A 20,803-nucleotide genomic window follows, 5' to 3' on the forward strand; every position below is an offset into this window, starting at 1 on the left:
GGATCATCCGTCCCCCTTGGCCACGTCCAGGACACCGGGCAGCACCCGGAGGAAGGCGTCCACCTCGGCGTCGCCGATGTTGAGCGCCGGCATGAGCCGTACGACATCGGGGGCGGGCGCGTTCACCAGGAGACCGGCGTCCTGAGCCGCCTGTTGCGCCTGGGGCGCGAGCGGCTCGGTGAGCACGATACCCAGCAGGAGACCCGCACCACGGACATGGGCGATCAACGGGTGGCCGAGGGACTCGATTCCCTCCCGCAGCCGCTCGCTCTGCCGCTTGACGTTCTCCAGCAGGCCCTCGGCGCGGATGGTCTCCAGGACGGCGAGTCCGGCGGCGCACGCGACGGGGTTCCCGCCGAAGGTGGTTCCGTGGTGACCGGGCTGCCAGAACTCCGCGGCCCGGCCGAAGGCGACGGTCGCGCCCAGCGGGAGTCCGCCGCCGAGGCCCTTGGCGAGGGTGACGACGTCCGGCAGGACGCCTTCGTGGGCCTGGTACTCGAACCAGTGCCCGGTCCGGCCGATGCCGGTCTGCACCTCGTCGAGGACCAGCAGGGACCCGGTGGCCGCGGTGATCGCCCTGGCGGCCTTCAGGTAGCCGGGGGGCGGGACGACCACGCCGTTCTCCCCCTGGATCGGCTCGATGATGACGAGTGCCGTCTCCTCGGTGACCGCGGCGGCCAGGGCCTTGGCGTCGCCGTAGGGGACGTGGGTGACGTCGCCGGGCAGCGGGTGGAAGCCGGTCTGCTTGCCGGGCTGGCCGGTGAGGGCGAGGGCGCCCATGGTCCGGCCGTGGAAGCCGCCCGTGGTGGCGACCATGTGGGTGCGCCCCGTCAGCCGGCCGATCTTGAAGGCGCCCTCGTTGGCCTCGGCGCCGGAGTTGCAGAAGAAGACCTTGCCGTCCCGGCCGAAGTGCTCCAGGAGCCGCTCGGCGAGCGCGACGGGCGGCTCGGCGACGAACAGGTTGGAGACATGGCCGAGGGAGGCGATCTGCCTGCTGACGGCGTCGACGATCGCGGGGTGGGCGTGGCCGAGGGCGTTGACCGCGATGCCGCCGACGAAGTCCAGGTACTCCTTGCCGTCGGCGTCCCACAGCCTGCTGCCCTCACCGCGGACGAGGGGCAGCCTCGGGGTGCCGTAGTTGTTCATGAGCGAGCCCTGCCACCGCCGGGTCAGCTCTTCGTTGCTCGCGGTCCCGGTCATTCGGCGTCCCCCTCGGTCACGGCGTCGGGCACGACCATCGTGCCGATGCCCTCGTCGGTGAAGATCTCCAGCAGGATCGAGTGCTGGACCCGGCCGTCGATGACGCGGGCGGTGTTGACGCCGCCCCGTACGGCGTGCAGACAGCCCTCCATCTTCGGCACCATGCCGGAGGACAACTCCGGCAGGAGCTTCTCCAGCTGGGAAGCGGTGAGGCGGCTGATCACCTCGTCGCTGTTCGGCCAGTCCTCGTAGAGACCCTCGACGTCGGTGAGGACCATGAGGGTCTCGGCGCCCAGAGCAGCAGCGAGTGCCGCAGCCGCCGTATCAGCATTGACGTTGTAGACATGTCCGTCGTCCTCGCTCCGGGCGATCGACGAGACGACCGGGATGCGGCCGTCGGCGAGCAGGGCCTCGATCGCGCCCGTGTCGATGTCGGTGATCTCGCCCACCCGACCGATGTCGACGAGTTCGCCGTCGATCTCCGGCTGGTGCTTGGTGGCGGTGATGGTGTGCGCGTCCTCGCCGGTCAGTCCGACGGCGAGCGGTCCGTGCTGGTTGAGCAGGCCGACCAGTTCGCGCTGCACCTGTCCGGCGAGCACCATGCGGACGACGTCCATGGCGTCCTCGGTGGTGACGCGCAGACCGGCCTTGAACTCGCTGACGATGCCGTGCCTGTCGAGGGCTGCGCTGATCTGCGGGCCGCCGCCGTGCACGACGACGACGTTGAGGCCGGCGTGCCGCAGGAAGACGACGTCCTGGGCGAAGGCGGCCTTCAGCTCCTCGTCGATCATGGCGTTGCCGCCGAACTTGATGACGATCGTCTTGCCGTTGTGGCGGGTCAGCCAGGGCAGCGCCTCGATGAGGATCTGGGCCTTGGGGAGGGCGGTGTGCTTCCGCGTGGTGCTCATGAGGAGTAGGCGCTGTTCTCGTGGACGTAGTCGGCGGTGAGGTCGTTGGTCCAGACGGTGGCGGTCTCGGACCCGGCGGCGAGGTCGGCGACGATGTGCACCTCGCGGTAGCGCATGTCGACGTTGTCGCGGTCCTCGCCGACGCCGCCGTTCTTGCAGACCCAGACGCCGTTGATGGCGACGTTCAGCCGGTCCGGCTCGAACGCGGCCTTAGTGGTGCCGATCGCGGACAGCACACGGCCCCAGTTGGGGTCCTCGCCGTGGATGGCGCACTTGAGGAGGTTGTTGCGGGCGATGGAGCGGCCCACCTCGACGGCGTCGTCCTCGGTCGCGGCGTTGATCACCTCGACCTTGATGTCCTTGCTGGCGCCCTCGGCGTCCCGGATGAGCTGCTGTCCGAGGTCGTCGCAGACGGTGCGCACGGCTTCGGCGAACTCGGCGTACTCCGGGGTGATCCCGGAGGCGCCGGAGGCGAGCAGCAGGACGGTGTCGTTGGTGGACATGCAGCCGTCGGAGTCGACCCGGTCGAAGGTGACCCTGGTGGCCGCCCGGAGGGCCTTGTCGAGGGTCCCGGCGTCGACGTCGGCGTCGGTGGTGAGGACGACGAGCATCGTGGCGAGGCCGGGGGCGAGCATGCCCGCGCCCTTGGCCATGCCGCCGACGGTCCAGCCCTCGCCCCGGGCGACGGCCGTCTTGTGCACGGTGTCGGTGGTCTTGATGGCGATGGCGGCCTTCTCGCCGCCGTGCTCGGACAGCTGGGCGGCTGCCGTGTCGACACCGGGGAGCAGCTTGTCCATGGGGAGCAGTACGCCGATGAGGCCGGTGGAGGCGACGGCCACCTCGGCGGCGTTCAGACCGAGGACGTCGGCCACCTTCTCGGCGGTCGCGTGCGTGTCCTGGAAGCCCTTGGGCCCCGTACAGGCGTTGGCACCGCCGGAGTTGAGGACGACGGCCGAGACCTGGCCGCCCTTGAGGACCTGCTCGGACCAGAGCACCGGCGCGGCCTTGACCCGGTTGGAGGTGAAGACGCCCGCGGCGGCGAGGCGGGGCCCGTTGTTGACCACGAGGGCCAGGTCCGGGTTGCCGTTCTCCTTGATCCCGGCGGCAATGCCCGCCGCCGTGAATCCCTGTGCTGCCGTCACGCTCACGGCGCCACTCCGATCGTCGTCAGCCCGGTGGACTCGGGGAGCCCGAGGGCGATGTTCATGCTCTGGACGGCACCGCCCGCGGTGCCCTTGGTGAGGTTGTCGATGGCGCTGATCGCGATGACGCGGCCCGCCGCCTCGTCGTACGCGACCTGCACCGCCACGGCGTTGGAGCCGTGGACCGACGCCGTGGCGGGCCACTGTCCCTCGGGGAGGAGGTGGACGAAGGGCTCGTCGGCGAAGGCCTTCTCGTACGCGGCGCGCACGGCCTCGGCGGTGACGCCCGGCCTGGCCTTGGCGCTGCACGTGGCGAGGATGCCGCGGGGCATGGGTGCGAGGGTCGGGGTGAAGGACACGGAGACCGGCTCGCCGGCGACCCCGCCGAGGTTCTGGATCATCTCGGGGGTGTGCCGGTGGCCGCCGCCGACGCCGTAGGGGCTCATCGACCCCATGACCTCGCTGCCGAGCAGGTGCGGCTTGGGGGCCTTGCCCGCGCCGGACGTGCCGGACGCGGCCACGATCACGGCCTCGTTCTCGACCAGGCCCGCCGCATACGCGGGGAAGAGGGCCAGGGTCGCGGCCGTGGGGTAGCAACCGGGCACCGCGATGCGCTTGGACCCCTCCAGCGCGGCGCGGGCGCCCGGCAGTTCGGGGAGGCCGTAGGGCCAGGTCCCGGCGTGCGGGGAGCCGTAGAACTTCTCCCAGTCGGCCGCGTCCTGCAGCCGGAAGTCGGCGCCCATGTCGATGACGAGCACGTCCGGGCCGAGCTGCTCGGCCACTGCGGCGGACTGCCCGTGCGGCAGCGCAAGGAACACGACGTCGTGCCCGGTGAGGACCTCGGCCGTGGTCTCCGTCAGGACCCGGTCGGCCAGCGGGAGCAGGTGCGGCTGGAGGGCGCCGAGGCGCTGGCCCGCGTTCGAGTTGCCGGTCAGGGCGCCGATCTCGACCTCGGGGTGCGCGAGCAGCAGGCGCAGCACTTCGCCGCCCGCATAACCGCTCGCTCCCGCCACCGCTGCACGTACCGCCATGGAAACCCTCCTCCTGGATGGCATGACTATACGTTTCGCTGCACGTTTATGCAATGACGGTCCAGTTCGGCGCCGCCCCGTTGAGACTGAGCGCTTCACCTGGCGACTGAGTCGTTGACTTGGCGGGCCTGTGCGCTTGAGCTGGCGGGCAGGGTAGCGGGCTGGTCTCTCACATGGGGAGTCTTCGCGGAAACCGGTGCCCGAGGCCGGTGCGGCGGGCTGTGCTGCGGGCATGGAGGTATCGGTCCGGACACCGCCGGCCGGGTCCCGGCCGGTGTGACACACACGTGCACTCTGGACGATCTCGTCGCGCCCTACAGCACCGCCCCGGGGGCCTTCGGGCGGTTGGAGACGGGGCCGGATGGGCCCGGCGGTGGACGACAGCGCGGAAGAGGTCCGGGGCGGAGGTGATCTGCCGCATTCAGGTGCTCAGGAGCACCTCTGACCCCCGCCGCAGTCGTCCCCCGACCTGCCGCCCCCAGGGAGTGCCCACATCAGCCACCCGATGGATCACTCCTACAATGACGAGCTCGACACCTGGTCCTGCTTCGAACTCGACAACGAGAACCGGGCACTGCGTCACGTCGACCTGCAGGGCCCCACCCTGCAGCCCGTCACCGCAGCCACCCTGAGCGGGGTCCTGGACCTCCGCGACCAGCATGACCAGACAGCGATGGCCGTCTACGAGCACAAGCACGGCATCCTTGCCAAAGGCAGCCTGGACGGCTGGCAGGACACCCAGTCCGCAACTGAAATCAAAGCGGTCGAGTTCGAACGCATCTGGGCCTCAGCCCATGAGGCCCTCGCACGCGATGGCGGATAACCCAGCACCCCACCGCCCCATCCAGACCACATCACGCTGAGCGCTGCAGTTGGCACCTGCGCGTCTGGTGAGGCGGGTCGGAGGAAAAGCAGGTGCCGACTCACGGGCCGTGCGGGCAGCATGCCTGCATGTCTACCGAAGTCAGCGGGTTGATCGAGTGTCGGCCAGGTGCCCGCCTCTGGGGCCCCGACGACGAGGACTCGGTGTGGCACGCCACCATCGACCTCTTTTTACTCAACAACGGCAACGCCTACGACGCCCTCGCCTGCCTCTTCGGCATCCGGAACCACTTCGGCTTCCGCCCTCTGGCCGAAAGCCGCGGCTTTCCGAGCGACGCGTCCGAGGGGCTCCGGACCGAGTACGCCGCGTATGGCGGATCTCCTGACACCCACGGCACGACATGGATCACGTGGGCCGAACTCGCCTCGATCGACTGGCAGGAAACAGACATCTCCGGCACGCGAAGCCGAGAATCGGTCGCCGGAGACGGAAGCGACTGGGGGCCGGTCTGGAACGTGATGCGGACACTCGGCGAACTCCATGGAGCGGACCATGTGCGACTCGTCGCATGGTTCCACTGACCTCGACTTCGCGGCGAAGCGCCGCTTTCCCGACGGGAGACAGGCGTGACCGGACGCGACGTCATACTCAACGAACCTTCCCAGGGGCACCGCCCGATGTCCCAGGGCATCGAAGTGGTTCGACGCACTCGACCCCGAGGAGCAGTCCGAGGCCCTGCTGTTTCTGCGCCACCACTGAGCCCAGGCACGCACCGTCGCCGAGGACGGACGTGAGGGCATCCGCCGTGCCGGTCTGCGCCCGACGCACACGCCAGCGGTGCTGATCACACGTGGCCGGATCAACCATCAACTGTAGAAGTCCGCCGCTCTCGCCCCCCGCAACGAACGCCGAACGGCCTTCCGACTGCTGGTCGCGGTGCTCGCGATCGCCGACGGACGACGCCGCGAACGCAACTGCTCGAACGGGTGCAGTCACTGGTGGCACAAACCGTCCGCCGCTGACTGTCCCTCCGTCGGCATCAGCGCCCGGCTGGGCTCCCGTATCAGGCGTACGTAGCCCGACGGACCGGCAGCAGCATTGAGTCACTTTCGCGGCAGCTCGGCCAACTCACGTGAAGGTCACGTGCATCCCGCCTTCGGTCCCGACTTGCCTCGCCGGCGGTGTTCTCGGGGCAGCGGGCGGTACGTGCCGTGGGCCGCGACGGGGAGACGCCGTGGGAGTACGGACACGGCTGCTGGGGGCCTGTGATCGGGCATCCGCACACCTCGCCTACGGCGACGGGAGCGGCACACCGGCTCGCTGGGGCGAGGCGGCGTCCTGACCGCGCTGCCGGGTCGCCCCGTCGTCACGGCAGGGCGAGGACGGCGTCGATCAGCGATCGCATCTCCTCGTCGAACAGGATCGTCCGGTAGTCCCCGTGCGGTGCGAGCCGCCGGTCGGAATCCCGCGACCGGCACAGGACCGCCCGGGTCTCCGAAGTGACCGCGCCGATACGGACGAGGGCCCGCAGCGCGTCGACGAAGTAGCCGTAGGAGTCGTCGCCGTCGGCCAGCGGCCGGAGATACTCCCCGAGGACGGACACACTCGGCTCCGGCTCGCCCGTGATCGACGCGAGCGCGACCGCGGAGTTCAGCCGCAGCCAGCCGTCGCCGCGCTCCATGAGCTGTCGTACCCGGTCGGCGTAGGGCGCGGCAGCCGGGCCGAAGTGACCGATGAGGTGGACGGGACCGTGGAAGGGCTGCTTGTCGGTCACCATGCTCTCGCCGACGAGCCGCAGCGCCGACGCGCCGTCACCGTCGAGGACCGAGGCGGCCCACGCCACCTTCCGGTGGCTGCCGGGGTGATCGGGGACGGTGGCCCGGCGCACAGCGGATGCGGCGGACGCCGCGGCCGGTCCCATCGCCACCAGCGCGTCGATCGCGTCCAGCGAGTACCGGGCGTCGTCCAGCAGCGCCACCACCTCCGGCAGGGCGGGCGCAGACGCCTCACCCCACGCGGTGAGGACGCCGAGCAGACAGCGGGTCAGCCCGCCGCCCTTGCCATCCTTCCGGAGCCGTGCGCGGATGTCCGGCACCAGGGTCTGCGCGTGCGGCGCCAGCGGGGTCAGGACGTCCTCGACCTCCGGCAGACGTGGATCGCCCGAACAGTAGGAGCGCCCATTCCGGCCTTCGTAAGGGGCGAACAGGCGCTCGATCAGGCCCGGCAGGGCGCGCGGGTCGCCGATGCGGGTCAGCGCCCAGCGGGCGTGGTCGCCGACGGTGCCCTCCAGGAAGTCGTCCTCGTCCTCGCCCCGGTTGTCGAGGAGGGCGGCGAGGTCGTCGGCGTAGGGGGCCGCGCGGGGGCCGAGCACCGCGAGGAGGTGGGCAGCCCGGTAGCGGACGCCGTCGTCCCGGTCGGCGAGCAGCGCGCCGGCGTACGGCAGCAGTCGCTCGGCCACGGACGGCCGGAGGACCAGCAGCCGCCACGCCTCGTTGAGCGCGACGCGGCACAGCGGGGCGTCCCCGTTCCGGCGGGCCGCCTCGATGAGCCCGAGGACGAAGTCGAGCATCGTCGGCGGTACGGGGGCGAAGAGGCCGACCGTCCAGGAGACGACGTCCTCGCGGGTGAAGGCCGTCTCGATGTCGGGGACGTACCAGGCCGCCTCGAACTGCGGTCGCACCGCCGGGTCGGTGAGGATCTCCGTCAGCAGGTCCCGTTCCCGGACCGGCGCCTCGGGATCGAACGCGGCCCAGGCGTGCACGGCCGCGACCCGCAGGACGGGGTCGTCGGTCCGCAGCACCTCGGCCACCACCGCCCGTACCCGGTCCGCGGCCTCCGGGCCGGCGGCACCGGCGGCGGTCCCCAGTTCCAGCAGGACGGCCGGCCGCACCGTCGGGTCGGTCTCGGTCCGCCAGCGGTCGAGCAGCGGGCCGACGTCCTGTGCGAGGGGCAGGGCCTCCCGACGTATCTCGGGGTCGGGGTCCGTCAGCAGCGCCAGGAACGCGGGACGCTGCCGCCGCCATGCCTCGTCCACCTGGCCCGGCGCGGCTTCGGCGACCGTCCGCGCGAGGCTCCCCAGAAGCTCGACGAGCGTGCGCCGGGCTCCGCAGGCCGGATCGCCGGCGAGGGCGGCGACGAACGGGAGTGCGGCGGTACCGAGGGGGGAGAGGCGTCCGGTCTCGAGCGCGAGGCAGTCGTACAGCGGGTAGCAGTCCTCCTCGGTCGCTGCCTCGCCCTTCATCGCGAGCGCCCGCAGGGCCCCACGCGTCCCCGCCGCCGGACGCCGTTCGAGCACCGGCTCCAGCCGCTCCCACGGCACGTCGTCCAACGCCTCCACCGCGAAGCCCGCCACTCGCGCCCCCATGACCCCGTGACCCGTGTCCGTCCGTATCCCGGCGGTCATCCTGTCACCGAGGGTGGCCGCCGCCGAGAGATTTTCCGATCGGCGATCGCGGTCGCCGTCACACGCCGGGGCGTTGTCAGACCCCCGTGTCACACTGCGTCGCATGTCTCTCGCCGGTCTCACTCTCGACGTATGGCGCTCCTTCGCGCCGGCCACCGCGCAGCAGGTCGCCCAGGACGCCGCCGCCCAGGTGGGAGGTCGGGTGGTCCGCGTCGACACTGTCGAGCATCTCGGTGCTCCGCTGCACCGTGTGCTGATCGAGCGGGGCGGGCAGGAGTTCGCCCTGATACCGGGCGGCCGGGTCACGCTCGGCTTCGACGCCGCCGCTTGGCGGCCGACGCCCGAGCAGTCCGCGGACTACGCCCGGAGCGCGGCCCAGGGGTACGGGTACGACACCGACCTGCGGAAGCATCTCGCTCAGGTGCTCAGCCCACGCCGTGACGTCGTGCTGGCCACCGTGCTCATGGCGGTGGAGGGCGAACACCTGACGGAGCCGCCCGCCGAGACGCCGGCCGTCCTCGCGGCCCGCGGTCTGCGCATGCCGACCTCGGACGAGTGGGAGCACGCCTGCGGGGCGGGCGCCGGGACCCTCTTCCGCTGGGGCGACGACTGCCCTCTCGACCGTGTCCCGTACGACGACCCCACCGGCCCCCAGCAGCAACCGAACGCCTTCGGCCTGCGCATCGCGTACGACACGTACACGACGGAGCTGACGAGCGACCCCTCGGTGGTGCGCGGCGGCGACGGCGGCGAGTCCGTGTGCGGTGGCTACGGCGCCCTGCTCGGCTGGCTGCCCCTGGCCACGGCGAGCATCAACCCGTCAATGGCCGAGTTCGTGTACGGGGAGGACGGCGAGGATCTCTTCGAGGACTTCACCGTACGGCCGGTGCTCACGCTCTGAGGGCGACCCTTCCGCAGCGCCCGAGGGCGCCCGCTTCCTGCCGTGGGGGCCGCCCGGTCAGGCCTGGTGTCCCCCGGGCCGTTCCGCAGCCCGCTCCGCGTTCCGCTTCTTGATGCGGGCGCCTTCCTTGCGGACCTCGGCCTGCGTGGCGCGCTCCCGCTGGAGCCACTCGGGGTTCTCGTCCTTCAGCGCCTCGATCTGCTCGGTGGTGAGGGCCTCGGTGACACCACCACGGGCCAGCCCCGCGATCGAGACGCCCAGCTTGGCGGCGACGACCGGGCGGGGGTGCGGGCCGCTGCGGCGCAGCTCCTGCAGCCAGGCCGGCGGGTCTGCCTGGAGCGCGTTCAGTTCGGCGCGCGAGACGACGCCCTCCCGGAACTCCGCGGGGGTGGCTTCGAGGTACACACCCAGCTTCTTCGCCGCGGTAGCGGGCTTCATGGTCTGGGGTGCGGTCTGGTGCGACGTCATGGTGTCCAGGGTATCGAGCATGTGCGCCACCGCTGACCACGCCCGGAGAGCGGAGGCGACGGCGGCGCCCGATAGCCTGGTCGTGTGACAGGCTCGGAAGCATCGCCCTCGTTCCGGCTCGCGTACGTCCCGGGAGTGACGCCCACGAAGTGGGTGCGGATCTGGAACGAGCGGTTGCCCGACATCCCCCTCACCCTCGTCCAGGTGTCCGCCGCCGAGGCGCTCGGTGCGCTGCGCGGCGGCGCCGCGGACGCCGGTTTCGTCCGGCTGCCGGTGGACGGGACCGATCTCAGCGCGATCCCTCTCTACACCGAGACCACGGTGGTCGTGGTCCCGAAGGACCATGTGGTCGCGGCCGTCGACCAGGTGTCCACCGGAGACCTGGTGGACGAGGTGGTGCTGCACCCCCTCGACGACACCCTCGGCTGGGAGCGCCCGCCGGGGCAGCCGGCGTTCGAGCGCCCCGCCACCACGGCGGACGCGATCGAGCTGGTGGCGGCCGGCATCGGACTCCTCGTCGTCCCCCAGTCGCTGGCCCGCCTCCACCACCGCAAGGACCTCACGTACCGCCCGTTGACCGACGCCCCCGAGTCCAGGGTCGCCCTGTCCTGGCCGCAGGACGCGACCACCGACATGGTCGAGGACTTCATCGGCATCGTCCGTGGCCGCACGGTCAACAGTTCCCGGGGCCGCCCCAAGCCGCCCGAGGAGAAGCAGCAGCCGAAGCCCAAGCGTCAGCCCACCGCCGGCACCCGCCGCCAGTCCTCCAGCGGAAAGCCGGCCGCCCGCACCCCCCGAACCGGCTCCGGCGGCACCAGGAACGCGAAGAGCGGCGGCAGAACGGGAAAGCCCCGCCGCCGCTCGTGAGCCCTCAGCCCTCGAAGGGACCGCGGTCTCCGAGAAGAGACCGCGCCCCTCGAAGTGGGCCGCAGGCCCATGAAGGGGCGTGGGGAACCGCGCGACCAGCTCCCCACACCGGCAGCCGAAGCGCAACGCCCGGCTGCCCTTGCCCCTGCCTCACCTCACCGCTTCTTGATCCGCAGGAACGTCACCGAGTTCGCCGGAAACGTGTAGCCGAACTTCCTCGCCACCCCACGGAACGTCGACGTCACCGGCGCGACCGGCGTGGCCGTCTCCGTGTTCACGGCATCCGGCGCCGCCGCGAGCGTGGTCACCCGCGCCGTGCCCCGTACCTTCGCGCCCCCGAGGTCGACGGCCGTACGCGCCGCGACCGGCTGCGCGTTGACGACCTTGACGATCAGGTCACCGGTCCTGGCGTCCCGCGTCACCACCTGCCGGAACGGCTCCGCCGGCTTGTCGTCGGTGAAGCTGCCCCACTCCTGGCCGTCGAGCAGCAGGGTCACCTTGCGGCCCCGCACCTTGACCTCGATGTCGTACGTGCGGCCCGTCTCGATCGTCCCCGGCTTGGAGATCAGCGACGACTTGCCGCCGTCCACGGCCTGCTCGACCGCGCTGGTCGTGTTGTTCCAGCCGCCGAGGTTCCACCAGTAGTAGTTGCCGGTGTCCTTGACGCCGAAGGCGACGAGGAAGCCCTCCTTGCCGGACTTCTTCGTGGCTCTCACCTTCAGGTCGTAGTCGTGCCAGGAGGGGTCACCGGCCGAGACCATGGTGTTCTCGGCGGCCTCGTCGGTCTGCACATACTGCCCGTCCTGCACGGACCAGCTGCCGCGACCGGTGTGGGTCCACTGCGAGGCGTCCCCGCTGAAGTCGTCGCTGAGGAGGGTCGCCCCGTCGGCGCCCGTGACCAGCACATCGTCGTACGCGGCGGTCGTGGCCCAGGTGGACAGGCCCACGGCTCCCGAGATGGGGCCGCTCACCGCCGGGGTGCCGGTGGCCGTCGAGGGGACGACACGGTCCCCGACGTTGTTCATGAACAGCTTCTGCATCTCGTAGTTGGCCGAGCCCCAGGACGCGTGGTTGTTGAACCAGATCATGTCGGGGCTCCACTGCACATAGTCCTCGTTGGCGAGGAGCGGCGCGTAGGAGGCCAGCTTGACGACGTCGGCGTTGCGCTCCAGGCCGGTCATGAACGCGGCCTCCGCGAGGGCGTTCTTGAAGGCGTTGCCCCAGGAGGCGTACTCACCGAGGAAGACCCTCGGGCCCTTCCGGTCGTAGGAGTCGTAGCGGTCGTTGTTCTGGAGGAACCACTGGGGGCTGTTGTAGTAGTGCTCGTCGACCATGTCGACGTTCGCCTCGCGGTTCAGTTTCCATGCGGTGTCGAAGGTGCTGCCCGCGTCGTCGGGGCCGGAGTTGGACACGACCTTGATCTCGGGGTACTTCGCCTCGATGGCGGCCCGGAACTTCTGGAACCGGGCGAAGAACTCGTTCGGCAGGTTCTCCTCGTTGCCGACGCCGAGGTGGGTGAGGTGGAAGGGCTTCGGGTGGCCCATCCGTGCCCGCACCCGGCCCCATTCGCTGGTCGCGGGCCCGTTGGCGAACTCGATCAGGTCGAGCGTGTCCTGGATGTGCCGCTGGAGCAGGGCCTCGTCGTCGGTGGCCTTGTTCTGGCCGCAGCCGGTGACGAGGGCGGGCACGACGGGCAGCGGCATCGCGCCGATGTCCTCGGCGAACTGGAAGTACTCGTAGTAGCCGAGGCCGTAGGACTGGTTGTAGCCCCAGAAGTTGGCGTTGGTGGCACGCCGCTCGACCGGGCCGATGGTGTCCTTCCACTGGTACGCGCGTGTGCGCTCCCAGTTCGAGGCCTCGCTGTAGTCCTTCATGGAGCCGGTGTTGACGAGGCAGCCGCCGGGGAAGCGGAGGAAGCCCGGCTTCAGGGCGGCGATCTTCTCGGCGAGGTCCTTGCGCAGACCGTTCCTGCGGCCCCTGTACGTGTCGCGGGGGAAGAGGGACACCTCGTCGAGGGCGGCAGCCCTGGAGGTGGCGACGGCGAGGCGGCCGTCGGAGCTGGTGCGGGTCGCCTTGAGGACGCCCCGGTACTTGGCCCAGCCGCCGGTCGCGACGGCCACCCGGCGGGCCTTCGCCAGTGTGCCGTCTGCGTCCTTCAGGGTGACGGTCAGGGTCGTACCGCTCTCGGCTCGTGCCCACACCGAGAAGTCGTACTTCTTGCCCTTCTCGACGCGGATGCCGGTGTTGTAGCCGGAGTTCGTGACGGCCGAACCGGCGCCCAGGGAGAGGTAGGTGCGGTTGCGGTCGTCGAGCCGGCCGCTGTCGTTCAGTGTCTGCGCCGCGCCGTCGGCGGTCCAGGAGGTGAGAGAGGTGTACGCGCGGTTGTCGGCGGTGGAGTACTCGAAGGACCGGTTCTGGACGAGTTCGGCGTAGAGACCGCCGTCGGCGGCCCGGTTGATGTCCTCGAAGAAGACGCCGTACATCGTGTCGTCGATCCTGGCGCCCTTGGCACCGGGGTCGACGGTGATCGTGTAGTCGGTGACGTCCTCGGCGTGGGCGGGGGCCGGAAGCGAGGCGGCCGCCACCAGGAAGGCGGTGGCGGTGAGACCGAGTCTCCAACGGGTGCGGGTGCTGCGTGACATGGATACTCCGCGGCTCTTGGTGGGGGTCATGGAGTTGTTCGAAATATCAGACAATGATCAGCACATCGAACGGCAAGATAGGGAGGGGGTCTGGAGGCGTCAATGGGGCGTGCGGCCACCTATGTGACTCAAGGGAGGCCCGGCATGGGCGAGTTCCGGCCAGTGCCCGATGTGCTGGGCTATCTGTCCGGGAGCTGGCGGGTCACGCGTTCGGTGCGGGATCTGGCGAGCGGTGCGACGGGAGAGTTCTCCGGGACGACGGTTTTCGGCCCGCTGCGCGACGGCGGCCTGCTCCACCGCGAGGCCGGGATCTTCGTCTGGCAGGGCGTCGCGCGCCCCGCCGAACGCACGCTGTGCTTCCTGCCGGGCCCCACCCCCGGCACGGCGGACGTCCGCTTCGCCGACGGCCGCCCCTTCCACGACCTGGACCTGACGTCGGGCCGCTGGCGGACGGACCACCCCTGCGCCGCCGATCTCTACCGGGGCGAGTTCGAGGTGTACGACGAGGACCACTGGCGGACGACCTGGCGCGTCGGCGGCCCCACGAAGGAGCAGCTCCTGGTCACCGACTACACACGCACCCGGGACGCCGAGCCGGACGGCGGCGCCGGCCACCGGCCTGACGGCCGGGCGTGACCCGCCCCGCGGGGCGGTCCGCCTAGGCGGCGCCCAGCCGCAGGTTCCAGCGGCCCGGCTGCCCCGCGACGGTGAGCGTCGACAGGGGACGGACGTCCATGTGCCAGTACGTCGACGGCGGCGCCTTGAGCGCGTAGACCAGGGCGGCACGGAGCACGGAGGGCTCGGCCACGGCGACGATTCGGCCGCCGTCGTCCTTCGGCCGGGTGTCGAGCCAGCCCCCTATGCGGGAGATGAAGGCCATGAGGGACTCGCCGCCGTGCGGGGTGGAGCGGGGGTCGGCGAGCCAGGCATCCACCGCCGAGGGCTCCCGCGCCATGGCCTCACCGAGCGTGAAGCCACGCCAGCGGCCCATGTCACAGTCGCGCAGCGCGGGCTGGACCAGCGGCGCGTACCCGAGGGCGTCGCCGGTGGCCCGGCTGCGGGGCGTCGGTGAGCAGTAGCGCAGCTCGGCCGCCGCCAACGGCACCAGCTCGTGGGCGGCGCGCTGCACCTCGTCCCAGCCGGCCTGGTCCAGCGGCCGGTCGTCCTCGAAACGCTCAGCGAGCAGCGAGGAGCAGCGCGCGGCGGCGACGAACGTGACCCGAAGATGCATGCGGCGATCGTGGTGGCCGGAACTGGGCAGGTCAAGAGGTGTTACCCATAGGTTACGAGAGGCCCCCGAGCAGTCGCAGGGCACGCGCCGCGGCCTGCCTGGTGACCGTCCGGCCCCCCGCGAGGGCGACCCGCCGCCCGTCTGCCCGACCGTCCGCACCTTGACCGGCGGCCCGCCCGCACACCTCCCCGGCGACCACCCGCACCCCTCCCCCGGCGACCGCCCGCCGCCTCACTCGAACACGAGCGCCATCCACCGGTCCGGGTCCGCGAGTGGCTGGAAGCCGAGCTGCTCGTAGACACCGTGCGCGTCCTGGGTGGCGAGCAGGACGCGGCGCAGCCCGAGCGGTTCGAGGTGGGCGCGCACGGCACCCACCAGTGCCGTGCCGATTCCCTTGCCGCGCAGGGCCGGATCGACATACACGTCGCAGAGCCAGGCGAACGTCGTCCTGTCGGTCACCACCCGCGCGTACGCCATCTGCTCGCCGGAAGTCGTCTCGTAGACACCGAAGTTGAGTGATCCGGCGATCGCGCGTTCCTGCTTCTCACGGGGCCGGCCGAGGGCCCAGTACGCGTCGCCGGACAACCAGCGGTGGACGCGCTGGACGTCCAGACGGGTCGCGTCGGTGGAGATCTCGTAGCCCTCGGGCAAAGTGAACTCGTCGGTCATGGCCGGACGTTCGCAGGTCAGAGCCTCGCTGTCGAACCGTTTACCGCCGCCCGCAGCCGCCGTACACCCTCGACGATCTCCCCAGTGCCGCTGACACCGGCGAAGCTCAACCTCAGGTGTGCGGCCGGGGGTTCGGCACTGAAGTAGGGACGGCCGGGGGTGACGGCGACACCCGCGCGGAGGGCGGCGGCGACCAGGGCGGACTCTCCACCGGAGCCGAACGCCTGGGCGGTGACCGCACTGCCTCCGGTGCCCCCGGTGCCGTCGGGCAGGCGGAGCCACAGATGGTAGCCGCCGGAGGGGATGTGGGGCAGGGCCAGTTCGGGGAGGTGCAGTCGAAGGGCGGAGGTCATCGCGTCCCGACGGTTCTTCAATTCCCTTGACACCGAACGCAGATGCCGGGGCCAGGCAGGTGAGCCGACGAGTTCGAGGGCGGCCTCCTGGAGGGGGCGCGGCACGAAGAAGGTATCGACGACCTGAATGGCCCGCAGCCGTTCCAGGACCGGTCCGCGGGCGGCCAGCGCGCCCACCCGGAAGCTGGGCGAGGTCGCCTTGGTCAGTGAGGACACGTGCACGACGACGCCGTCCGGGTCGTCGGCGACCAGCGGGGGCGGCAACGGCCCCGCGTCCTCGTGGACGAGTCGGCGGACGAAGTCGTCCTCGATGACGAAGGCCCCCGCCTCGCGCGCGATCCGCAGCACCTCGCCTCGCCGCTCGACGGACAGCGCGGCCCCGGTGGGGTTCTGGAAGAGCGGCTGGCAGACGAAGACCCGGGCGCCGGACGCCTTGAACGCGTCGGCGAGGAGGGCCGGCCGCACCCCGTCCGGGTCCACCGGCACCGGGACGGGCCGCAGACCGGCGGCCCGGGCGATGGCCAGCATGCCGGGATACGTGGGCGACTCGACCAGCACCGGAGCGCCGGGCGACGCCAGCGCGCGCAGGGCCGTGGTCAGCGCGGACTGGCCGCCCGCCGCCACGATCACCTCGGCCGCCGTGATGGCGCCGCCGATGCTCCGCGCGAACCACTCGCGTAGTTCCGGGACGCCCTCGACCGGGGGCCGCGCCCAGACACCGGGGCGCCGCCCGGCCCTCGACAGGGCGGCACCCATGGCCTGTTCCGGTTGCAGCGCCGGGTGCAGATAACCACCGTTGAACTCGATCACTCCGGGCGGCGGGGAGGCGAGCGAGACCAGAACGCCCGAGGCGTCGACCGTGCGTGGTGTCGGCTCGGCGGTGCCGTCCGCGCTCAGCGCGACCTCCTGCCAGGAGGTGTCCCCCGCGGCCGCCGCGGTCTCGCGCGGCCGCGCCCGGAACGCGCCCGCGCCGGGCCTGGTCACCACGAGGCCCTCTGCGGCCAGCTGGGCCAGGGCCCGTGAGACGGTCACCGGGCTCACCCGGAAGCGGTCGACGAGCGCCCGACTCGACGGCAGCTTTCCACCAGGCGAGTAGCGGTCGAGCTCCTTTCGGAGCTGTTCCGCCAGTTCTGCGACACTGCTACGCTCTTGCATGAGAGTACAGAGTAGCGCTATCGGCCGACGTACAGTAGCGGTCGGCACCGGCCCGGCCGAGGCCCACCGTCCCCGGAGCAGCGGCGGCACCCTTCAGGCGGCCCTCGGGGTGGTCGCCTTCTCCCTCACCTTCCCGGCCACCGCCTGGGGTCTGGAGGGCTTCGGCCCCTGGTCCCTCGTCGCCGTGCGCAGTGTCCTCGCCGCCGTCATCGCGGGCGGCTGTCTGCTGGCCCTGAGGGTGCCGCTGCCCGGCCGTCGGCACCGGGCGGGTCTGGCGGTGGTCGCCGCGGGAGTGGTCGTCGGCTTCCCGCTCCTCACCACGCTCGCCCTGGAGACCTCGACCACCGCGCACGCCGCCGTGGTCGTCGGGCTGCTCCCGCTGACCACGGCGCTGCTCTCGGCGCTGCGGACGGGCTCCCGGCCCTCGCGCACCTTCTGGTGCGCCGCGCTCGCCGGAGCCGCCGCCGTCCTCGCGTTCACGGTGGCGCAGAGCGGCGGCGCCCTCGGCACCGCCGACCTCTACCTCTTCGCCGCCCTCCTGGTGTGTGCGGCCGGCTACACCGAGGGCGGCAGGCTGGCCCGGGTCATGCCCGGCTGGCAGGTCATCGGCTGGGCGCTGGTGTTCTGCCTGCCGCTCAGTGTGCCGGGGGCGCTGCTGGCCCTGTCGTACGAGCCCGTCCAGCTGACCGCGCACAGCGTGACGGGGCTGCTGTGGGTGGCCGCCGGGTCCCAGTTCCTCGGTCTGGTCGTCTGGTACCGGGGCATGGCGGCCATCGGCATACCCAGGGCCAGCCAGTTGCAGCTGGCCCAGCCGCTGCTCACACTGGTGTGGTCGGTGCTGCTGCTGGGCGAGCACCTGACAGTGGCCGCCCCGCTGACGGCCGCGGCGGTGCTGGTGTGCATCGCCGTCACCCAACGGGCCCGTGGCTGAGTGGGGTCCGGGCAGGATCCGAGCGGGCCCGCCCGCCGTAGACTCAGGCCACGGACCGATGCTCCCGCGCCTGGTGAGGAGGCCCAGAGATGCGTGCAACCGTGGGCGACCAGCTTGTCCAGCACGGCAGGGTGGTCGGGCAACACGACAAGGTCGGCGAGATCGTCGAAGTCATGGGCCAGGAGGGGAACCCCCCGTACCGCGTCCGGTTCGAGGACGGCCACGAGGGCGTGTGCTCGCCCGGCCCGGACACGGAGATCCGGCACAGGGAAGCGCAGCAGTAGACCCGGCAGCGGGTCTCAGCGCGGTGGCTCCGCCGGCTGCTGGTAGTGGTCGGCGACCACGCGCGCCATCGCCCCGATCCTGTCGACGGTCACCTCCTTGGCCGAGAAGAACACATGTCCCCGCACCTCCGGGACGTCACGGGCCAGTGACAGATGCCTGGACAGCTCGGCGGGGTCCTGCCAGGCCGCCGGCTGTGCCGGGTCACCGGCCTTGTAGAGCGCCTCGCCGATGTAGAGGCGCGTCCCGGTGTCGCGCGCGGTCTGCGCCCACCAGGGCAGCAGCTTGGCGTAGTCGGCGGCGGCGAAGCCGATGTTCCAGTACAGCTGAGGGACGATGTAGTCGATCCAGTTCTTCCGCACCCACTTCCGGGTGTCGGCGTACAGGTCGTCGTACGTCTGCACACCGGCGCGGGTGTCCGAGCCGCGCTCGTCGGTGGCGGCGTTGCGCCACACCCCGAAGGGGCTGACGCCGAACTGCGTTCCCGGCCTGACCGACCTGATCTGCGCCGCCATCTCCCGCACCAGCTTGTCGATGTTGTCGCGCCGCCAGTCGCCCCGGTTCGAAAAGCTCCCGCCGTAGGTGTCGTACGCCTCGTCGTCGTCGAAGACCTGACCGGCGACCGGGTACGGATAGAAGTAGTCGTCGAAGTGCACCGCGTCGATCGGGTACTTCCGTACGGCGTCGAGCATGGCCTTCTGGACGAAGGCGCGCACGGCGGGGATGCCCGGGTTGTAGTAGAGCTTGCCGCCGTAGGGGACGACCCAGTCGGGGTGCTGGCGGGCCGGATGGCCGGCCGACAGACGGCTCGGGTCCGTGTGGTTGGCGACCCGGTACGGGTTGAACCAGGCGTGCAGCTCCAGCCCACGGGCGTGGGCCTCCTCGACCGCCGTGCCCAGCGGGTCCCAGCCGGGGTCCCGGCCCTGGGTGCCGGTGAGGTACTGCGACCAGGGCTCGTACGGGGAGGGCCAGAACGCGTCGGCCGTGGGGCGGACCTGGAAGATCACCGCGTTGAGGCGGCGCTCCACGGCGGTGTCGAGGTGGGCGAGCAGCTCGGCGCGCTGCTCGTCGGCGGTGAGGCCCGCCTTGGACGGCCAGTCCCGGTTGGCGACGGTGGCCAGCCACATGCCACGCAGCTCACCGGAGGTCCACCTGCGGCGGGCAGGGTCCTGACCGGCGATGGCGGTGCCCGCCGCCACCCCGCCCGCCGCCACGAGCGTGGCCACCGCGGTTGTCCAGAACGCCCGACGTGACATCCGGGGCTTCCGATGCATCCTCGTACCTCCGCGTACCGCTTCGTGTCCGCCTCGTTGCGGACCGTTCATGGTGCCAGCCTTCCATGGGGCACCCGCGATACTGATCGGTAGCGGCCGAAGGTAACGTGCAGGTTTGGCGCAGGCCCGCACCCGGGGTATCTGCCAGGCACGTAGACCAGCGAAAGGGACGATGTGACCGACATCGAGCGAGTCGGAGTCGTGGGCTGCGGCCAGATGGGAGCGGGCATCGCCGAGGTGTGCGCCCGCGCCGGTCTGGACGTCAAGGTCGCCGAGACCACCGGCGAAGCCCTGGAGATCGGCCGTACCCGGCTGTTCAACTCCCTGTCCAAGGCGGCCGAGCGCGGCAAGATCAGCGAGGAGGAGCGGGACGCCACCCAGGCGCGTCTGAGCTTCACCACCGACCTCGGGGAGTTCGCCGACCGCGACCTCGTCATCGAGGCGGTCGTGGAGAACGAGCAGGTGAAGACCGAGATCTTCCAGGTGCTCGACCAGGTGCTGACCCGCCCCGACGCCATCCTCGCCTCCAACACCTCCTCCATCCCCCTGGTGAAGCTCGCGGTCGCCACCTCGCGTCCGGACCAGGTCATCGGCATCCACTTCTTCAACCCGGCCCCCGTGCAGAAGCTGGTCGAGCTGATCCCGGCCCTCACCACCTCCGAGGGCACTCTCAGCCGGGCACAGCTGTTCGCCGAGAAGATCCTGGGCAAGCACACGGTCCGCGCGCAGGACCGCTCGGGTTTCGTGGTCAACGCGCTGCTGGTGCCGTATCTGCTCTCCGCCATCCGCATGTTCGAGTCGGGCATCGCCGGCCGCGAGGACATCGACAACGGCATGGAGCTGGGCTGCGCCCACCCGATGGGCCCGCTGAAGCTGTCCGACCTGATCGGCCTGGACACGATCGTCTCGATCGCCAACTCGATGTACGAGGAGTACAAGGAGCCGCTGTACGCCGCTCCCCCGCTGCTCCAGCGCATGGTCGACGCGGGCCGGCTCGGCCGGAAGACGGGTTCGGGCTTCTACACGTACGGCTGATCACCACTCCAGGACTACGGACCGTGAGAAGTGGTCCGCCCCGTGGGCCCGGCACCGATAAGGGTGCCGGGCCCGTCGTATTCACACACCGTGTGCGCGGCGGACCCGCATATGCCCCTCGCACACGCTCCCCACGCACCCACCAGCCGAGTTGACTTGCCGTGCGCATGTAAGGGATGTGACGCCTACCGAGACGACTACAGAGAGGAGCGGACTCGTGGCCATCGACCCCGAGCATCCCGTGGTCCACGGTGAACTCGCAGAGTTACGCCGCCGCCTGGACGTGGCGCACGCACGCGTCGAGGGAGGGCTCACCCTGCTGAGCCACCGTGCCGAACAGACCGCCAAGGAGCTGGACGACCTGAGCACACGGGTCGTCACCCTGGAGCACTCCCGCTGGCCGCTGCCCGCGGTCGCGGCCCTCACAGCCGTGGGAGCCCTGGTGGTGGCCATCTGGCAGGCCGTCGGCCGCTGACCGGCACGGGTGG

20 protein-coding genes and 1 pseudogene are annotated in these 20,803 nt (G+C 71.2%); 10 read left to right on the forward strand and 11 right to left on the reverse strand.

The features are described 5' to 3' along the window. Nucleotides 1–3 precede the first annotated feature (3 nt). The 4 genes from ACZ43N_RS21850 to argC are packed head-to-tail and all read right to left on the reverse strand — an operon-like array spanning nt 4 to nt 4,281. On the reverse strand, nt 4–1,200 hold the full coding sequence (locus ACZ43N_RS21850) for an acetylornithine transaminase (RefSeq protein WP_468099571.1): 1,197 nt from the start codon (nt 1,198–1,200) through the stop codon (nt 4–6). Continuing rightward, nucleotides 1,197–2,108, reverse strand: coding sequence for an acetylglutamate kinase (gene argB, locus ACZ43N_RS21855; protein ID WP_468099572.1), 912 nt, complete (start codon nt 2,106–2,108; stop codon nt 1,197–1,199). Before argB ends, ACZ43N_RS21850 begins: the two co-directional genes overlap by 4 nt. Then, a complete protein-coding gene (argJ, locus tag ACZ43N_RS21860) occupies nt 2,105–3,256 on the reverse strand; it encodes a bifunctional glutamate N-acetyltransferase/amino-acid acetyltransferase ArgJ (RefSeq protein WP_468099573.1) in 1,152 nt (383 codons plus the stop codon). Before argJ ends, argB begins: the two co-directional genes overlap by 4 nt. Further along, complete coding sequence (gene argC, locus ACZ43N_RS21865) at nt 3,253–4,281, reverse strand: N-acetyl-gamma-glutamyl-phosphate reductase (protein ID WP_468099575.1); 1,029 nt, start codon at nt 4,279–4,281, stop codon at nt 3,253–3,255. The genes argJ and argC overlap by 4 nt, the downstream gene beginning before the upstream one ends. A gap of 505 nt (nt 4,282–4,786) precedes the next feature. On the opposite strand from argC, the gene ACZ43N_RS21870 reads away from it, so the two are divergent. The 3 genes and pseudogenes from ACZ43N_RS21870 to ACZ43N_RS21880 all read left to right on the forward strand — a co-directional run bounded on the left by ACZ43N_RS21870 (nt 4,787) and on the right by ACZ43N_RS21880 (nt 6,181). Continuing rightward, on the forward strand, nt 4,787–5,104 hold the full coding sequence (locus ACZ43N_RS21870) for a hypothetical protein (RefSeq protein ID WP_468099577.1): 318 nt from the start codon (nt 4,787–4,789) through the stop codon (nt 5,102–5,104). A 128-nt stretch (nt 5,105–5,232) separates the two neighbouring features. Beyond that, a complete protein-coding gene (locus tag ACZ43N_RS21875) occupies nt 5,233–5,685 on the forward strand; it encodes a hypothetical protein (RefSeq protein ID WP_468099579.1) in 453 nt (150 codons plus the stop codon). Nucleotides 5,686–5,917: 232 nt separating this feature from the next. Further along, nucleotides 5,918–6,181, forward strand: a pseudogene (locus ACZ43N_RS21880) (DUF5958 family protein). Between the two features lie 289 nt (nt 6,182–6,470). On the opposite strand, the gene ACZ43N_RS21885 reads toward ACZ43N_RS21880, so the two are convergent. Then, complete coding sequence (locus tag ACZ43N_RS21885) at nt 6,471–8,507, reverse strand: hypothetical protein (RefSeq protein ID WP_468099580.1); 2,037 nt, start codon at nt 8,505–8,507, stop codon at nt 6,471–6,473. A gap of 103 nt (nt 8,508–8,610) precedes the next feature. Here ACZ43N_RS21885 and ACZ43N_RS21890 point away from each other — a divergent pair, with 103 nt between their 5' ends. Next, complete coding sequence (locus ACZ43N_RS21890) at nt 8,611–9,408, forward strand: hypothetical protein (protein ID WP_468099582.1); 798 nt, start codon at nt 8,611–8,613, stop codon at nt 9,406–9,408. Between the two features lie 57 nt (nt 9,409–9,465). Here the strand turns inward: ACZ43N_RS21890 and ACZ43N_RS21895 are convergent, their stop codons facing one another. Then, nucleotides 9,466–9,876, reverse strand: a complete 411-nt coding sequence (locus ACZ43N_RS21895; protein ID WP_468099584.1) for a DUF5997 family protein — start codon at nt 9,874–9,876, stop codon at nt 9,466–9,468. 84 nt (nt 9,877–9,960) lie between these two features. Here ACZ43N_RS21895 and ACZ43N_RS21900 point away from each other — a divergent pair, with 84 nt between their 5' ends. Continuing rightward, nucleotides 9,961–10,743: a LysR substrate-binding domain-containing protein gene (locus tag ACZ43N_RS21900; protein ID WP_468099585.1), complete on the forward strand. Its 783-nt coding sequence runs from the start codon at nt 9,961–9,963 to the stop codon at nt 10,741–10,743. A gap of 155 nt (nt 10,744–10,898) precedes the next feature. Here ACZ43N_RS21900 and ACZ43N_RS21905 read toward each other — a convergent pair whose 3' ends face one another. After that, entirely contained in the window at nt 10,899–13,385 is a 2,487-nt protein-coding gene (locus ACZ43N_RS21905) for an alpha-L-arabinofuranosidase C-terminal domain-containing protein (RefSeq protein WP_468099587.1), read from the reverse strand. A gap of 144 nt (nt 13,386–13,529) precedes the next feature. Between ACZ43N_RS21905 and ACZ43N_RS21910 the strand changes: the two genes are divergently transcribed. Beyond that, a complete protein-coding gene (locus ACZ43N_RS21910) occupies nt 13,530–14,021 on the forward strand; it encodes a DUF6314 family protein (protein WP_468099589.1) in 492 nt (163 codons plus the stop codon). Nucleotides 14,022–14,043: 22 nt separating this feature from the next. On the opposite strand, the gene ACZ43N_RS21915 is transcribed toward ACZ43N_RS21910, so the two are convergent. The 3 genes from ACZ43N_RS21915 to ACZ43N_RS21925 form a co-directional block, all read right to left on the reverse strand. After that, on the reverse strand, nt 14,044–14,616 hold the full coding sequence (locus tag ACZ43N_RS21915; RefSeq protein ID WP_468099591.1) for a histidine phosphatase family protein: 573 nt from the start codon (nt 14,614–14,616) through the stop codon (nt 14,044–14,046). A gap of 231 nt (nt 14,617–14,847) precedes the next feature. Further along, complete coding sequence (locus tag ACZ43N_RS21920) at nt 14,848–15,285, reverse strand: GNAT family N-acetyltransferase (RefSeq protein ID WP_468099592.1); 438 nt, start codon at nt 15,283–15,285, stop codon at nt 14,848–14,850. Between the two features lie 17 nt (nt 15,286–15,302). After that, nucleotides 15,303–16,793 (reverse strand): aminotransferase-like domain-containing protein, encoded by a 1,491-nt coding sequence (locus ACZ43N_RS21925; RefSeq protein ID WP_468099594.1) that lies wholly within the window; start codon nt 16,791–16,793, stop codon nt 15,303–15,305. Between ACZ43N_RS21925 and ACZ43N_RS21930 the strand changes: the two genes are divergently transcribed. After that, on the forward strand, nt 16,792–17,724 hold the full coding sequence (locus ACZ43N_RS21930; RefSeq protein ID WP_468099596.1) for a DMT family transporter: 933 nt from the start codon (nt 16,792–16,794) through the stop codon (nt 17,722–17,724). The genes ACZ43N_RS21925 and ACZ43N_RS21930 overlap by 2 nt on opposite strands. A gap of 89 nt (nt 17,725–17,813) precedes the next feature. Then, a complete protein-coding gene (locus ACZ43N_RS21935; protein WP_468099597.1) occupies nt 17,814–18,008 on the forward strand; it encodes a DUF1918 domain-containing protein in 195 nt (64 codons plus the stop codon). A gap of 15 nt (nt 18,009–18,023) precedes the next feature. Here the strand turns inward: ACZ43N_RS21935 and ACZ43N_RS21940 are convergent, their stop codons facing one another. Beyond that, nucleotides 18,024–19,280 carry a glycoside hydrolase family 10-like protein gene (locus ACZ43N_RS21940; protein WP_468099598.1) on the reverse strand — a complete coding sequence of 419 codons (1,257 nt, stop codon included), beginning with the start codon at nt 19,278–19,280 and terminating at the stop codon, nt 18,024–18,026. Between the two features lie 174 nt (nt 19,281–19,454). Between ACZ43N_RS21940 and ACZ43N_RS21945 the strand changes: the two genes are divergently transcribed. Further along, nucleotides 19,455–20,315 carry a 3-hydroxybutyryl-CoA dehydrogenase gene (locus tag ACZ43N_RS21945; protein WP_468099599.1) on the forward strand — a complete coding sequence of 287 codons (861 nt, stop codon included), beginning with the start codon at nt 19,455–19,457 and terminating at the stop codon, nt 20,313–20,315. A 217-nt stretch (nt 20,316–20,532) separates the two neighbouring features. Next, entirely contained in the window at nt 20,533–20,790 is a 258-nt protein-coding gene (locus tag ACZ43N_RS21950; protein ID WP_468099600.1) for a hypothetical protein, read from the forward strand. Nucleotides 20,791–20,803 lie beyond the last annotated feature (13 nt).

It is taken from the genome of Streptomyces sp. NPDC030814, assembly GCF_055572155.1.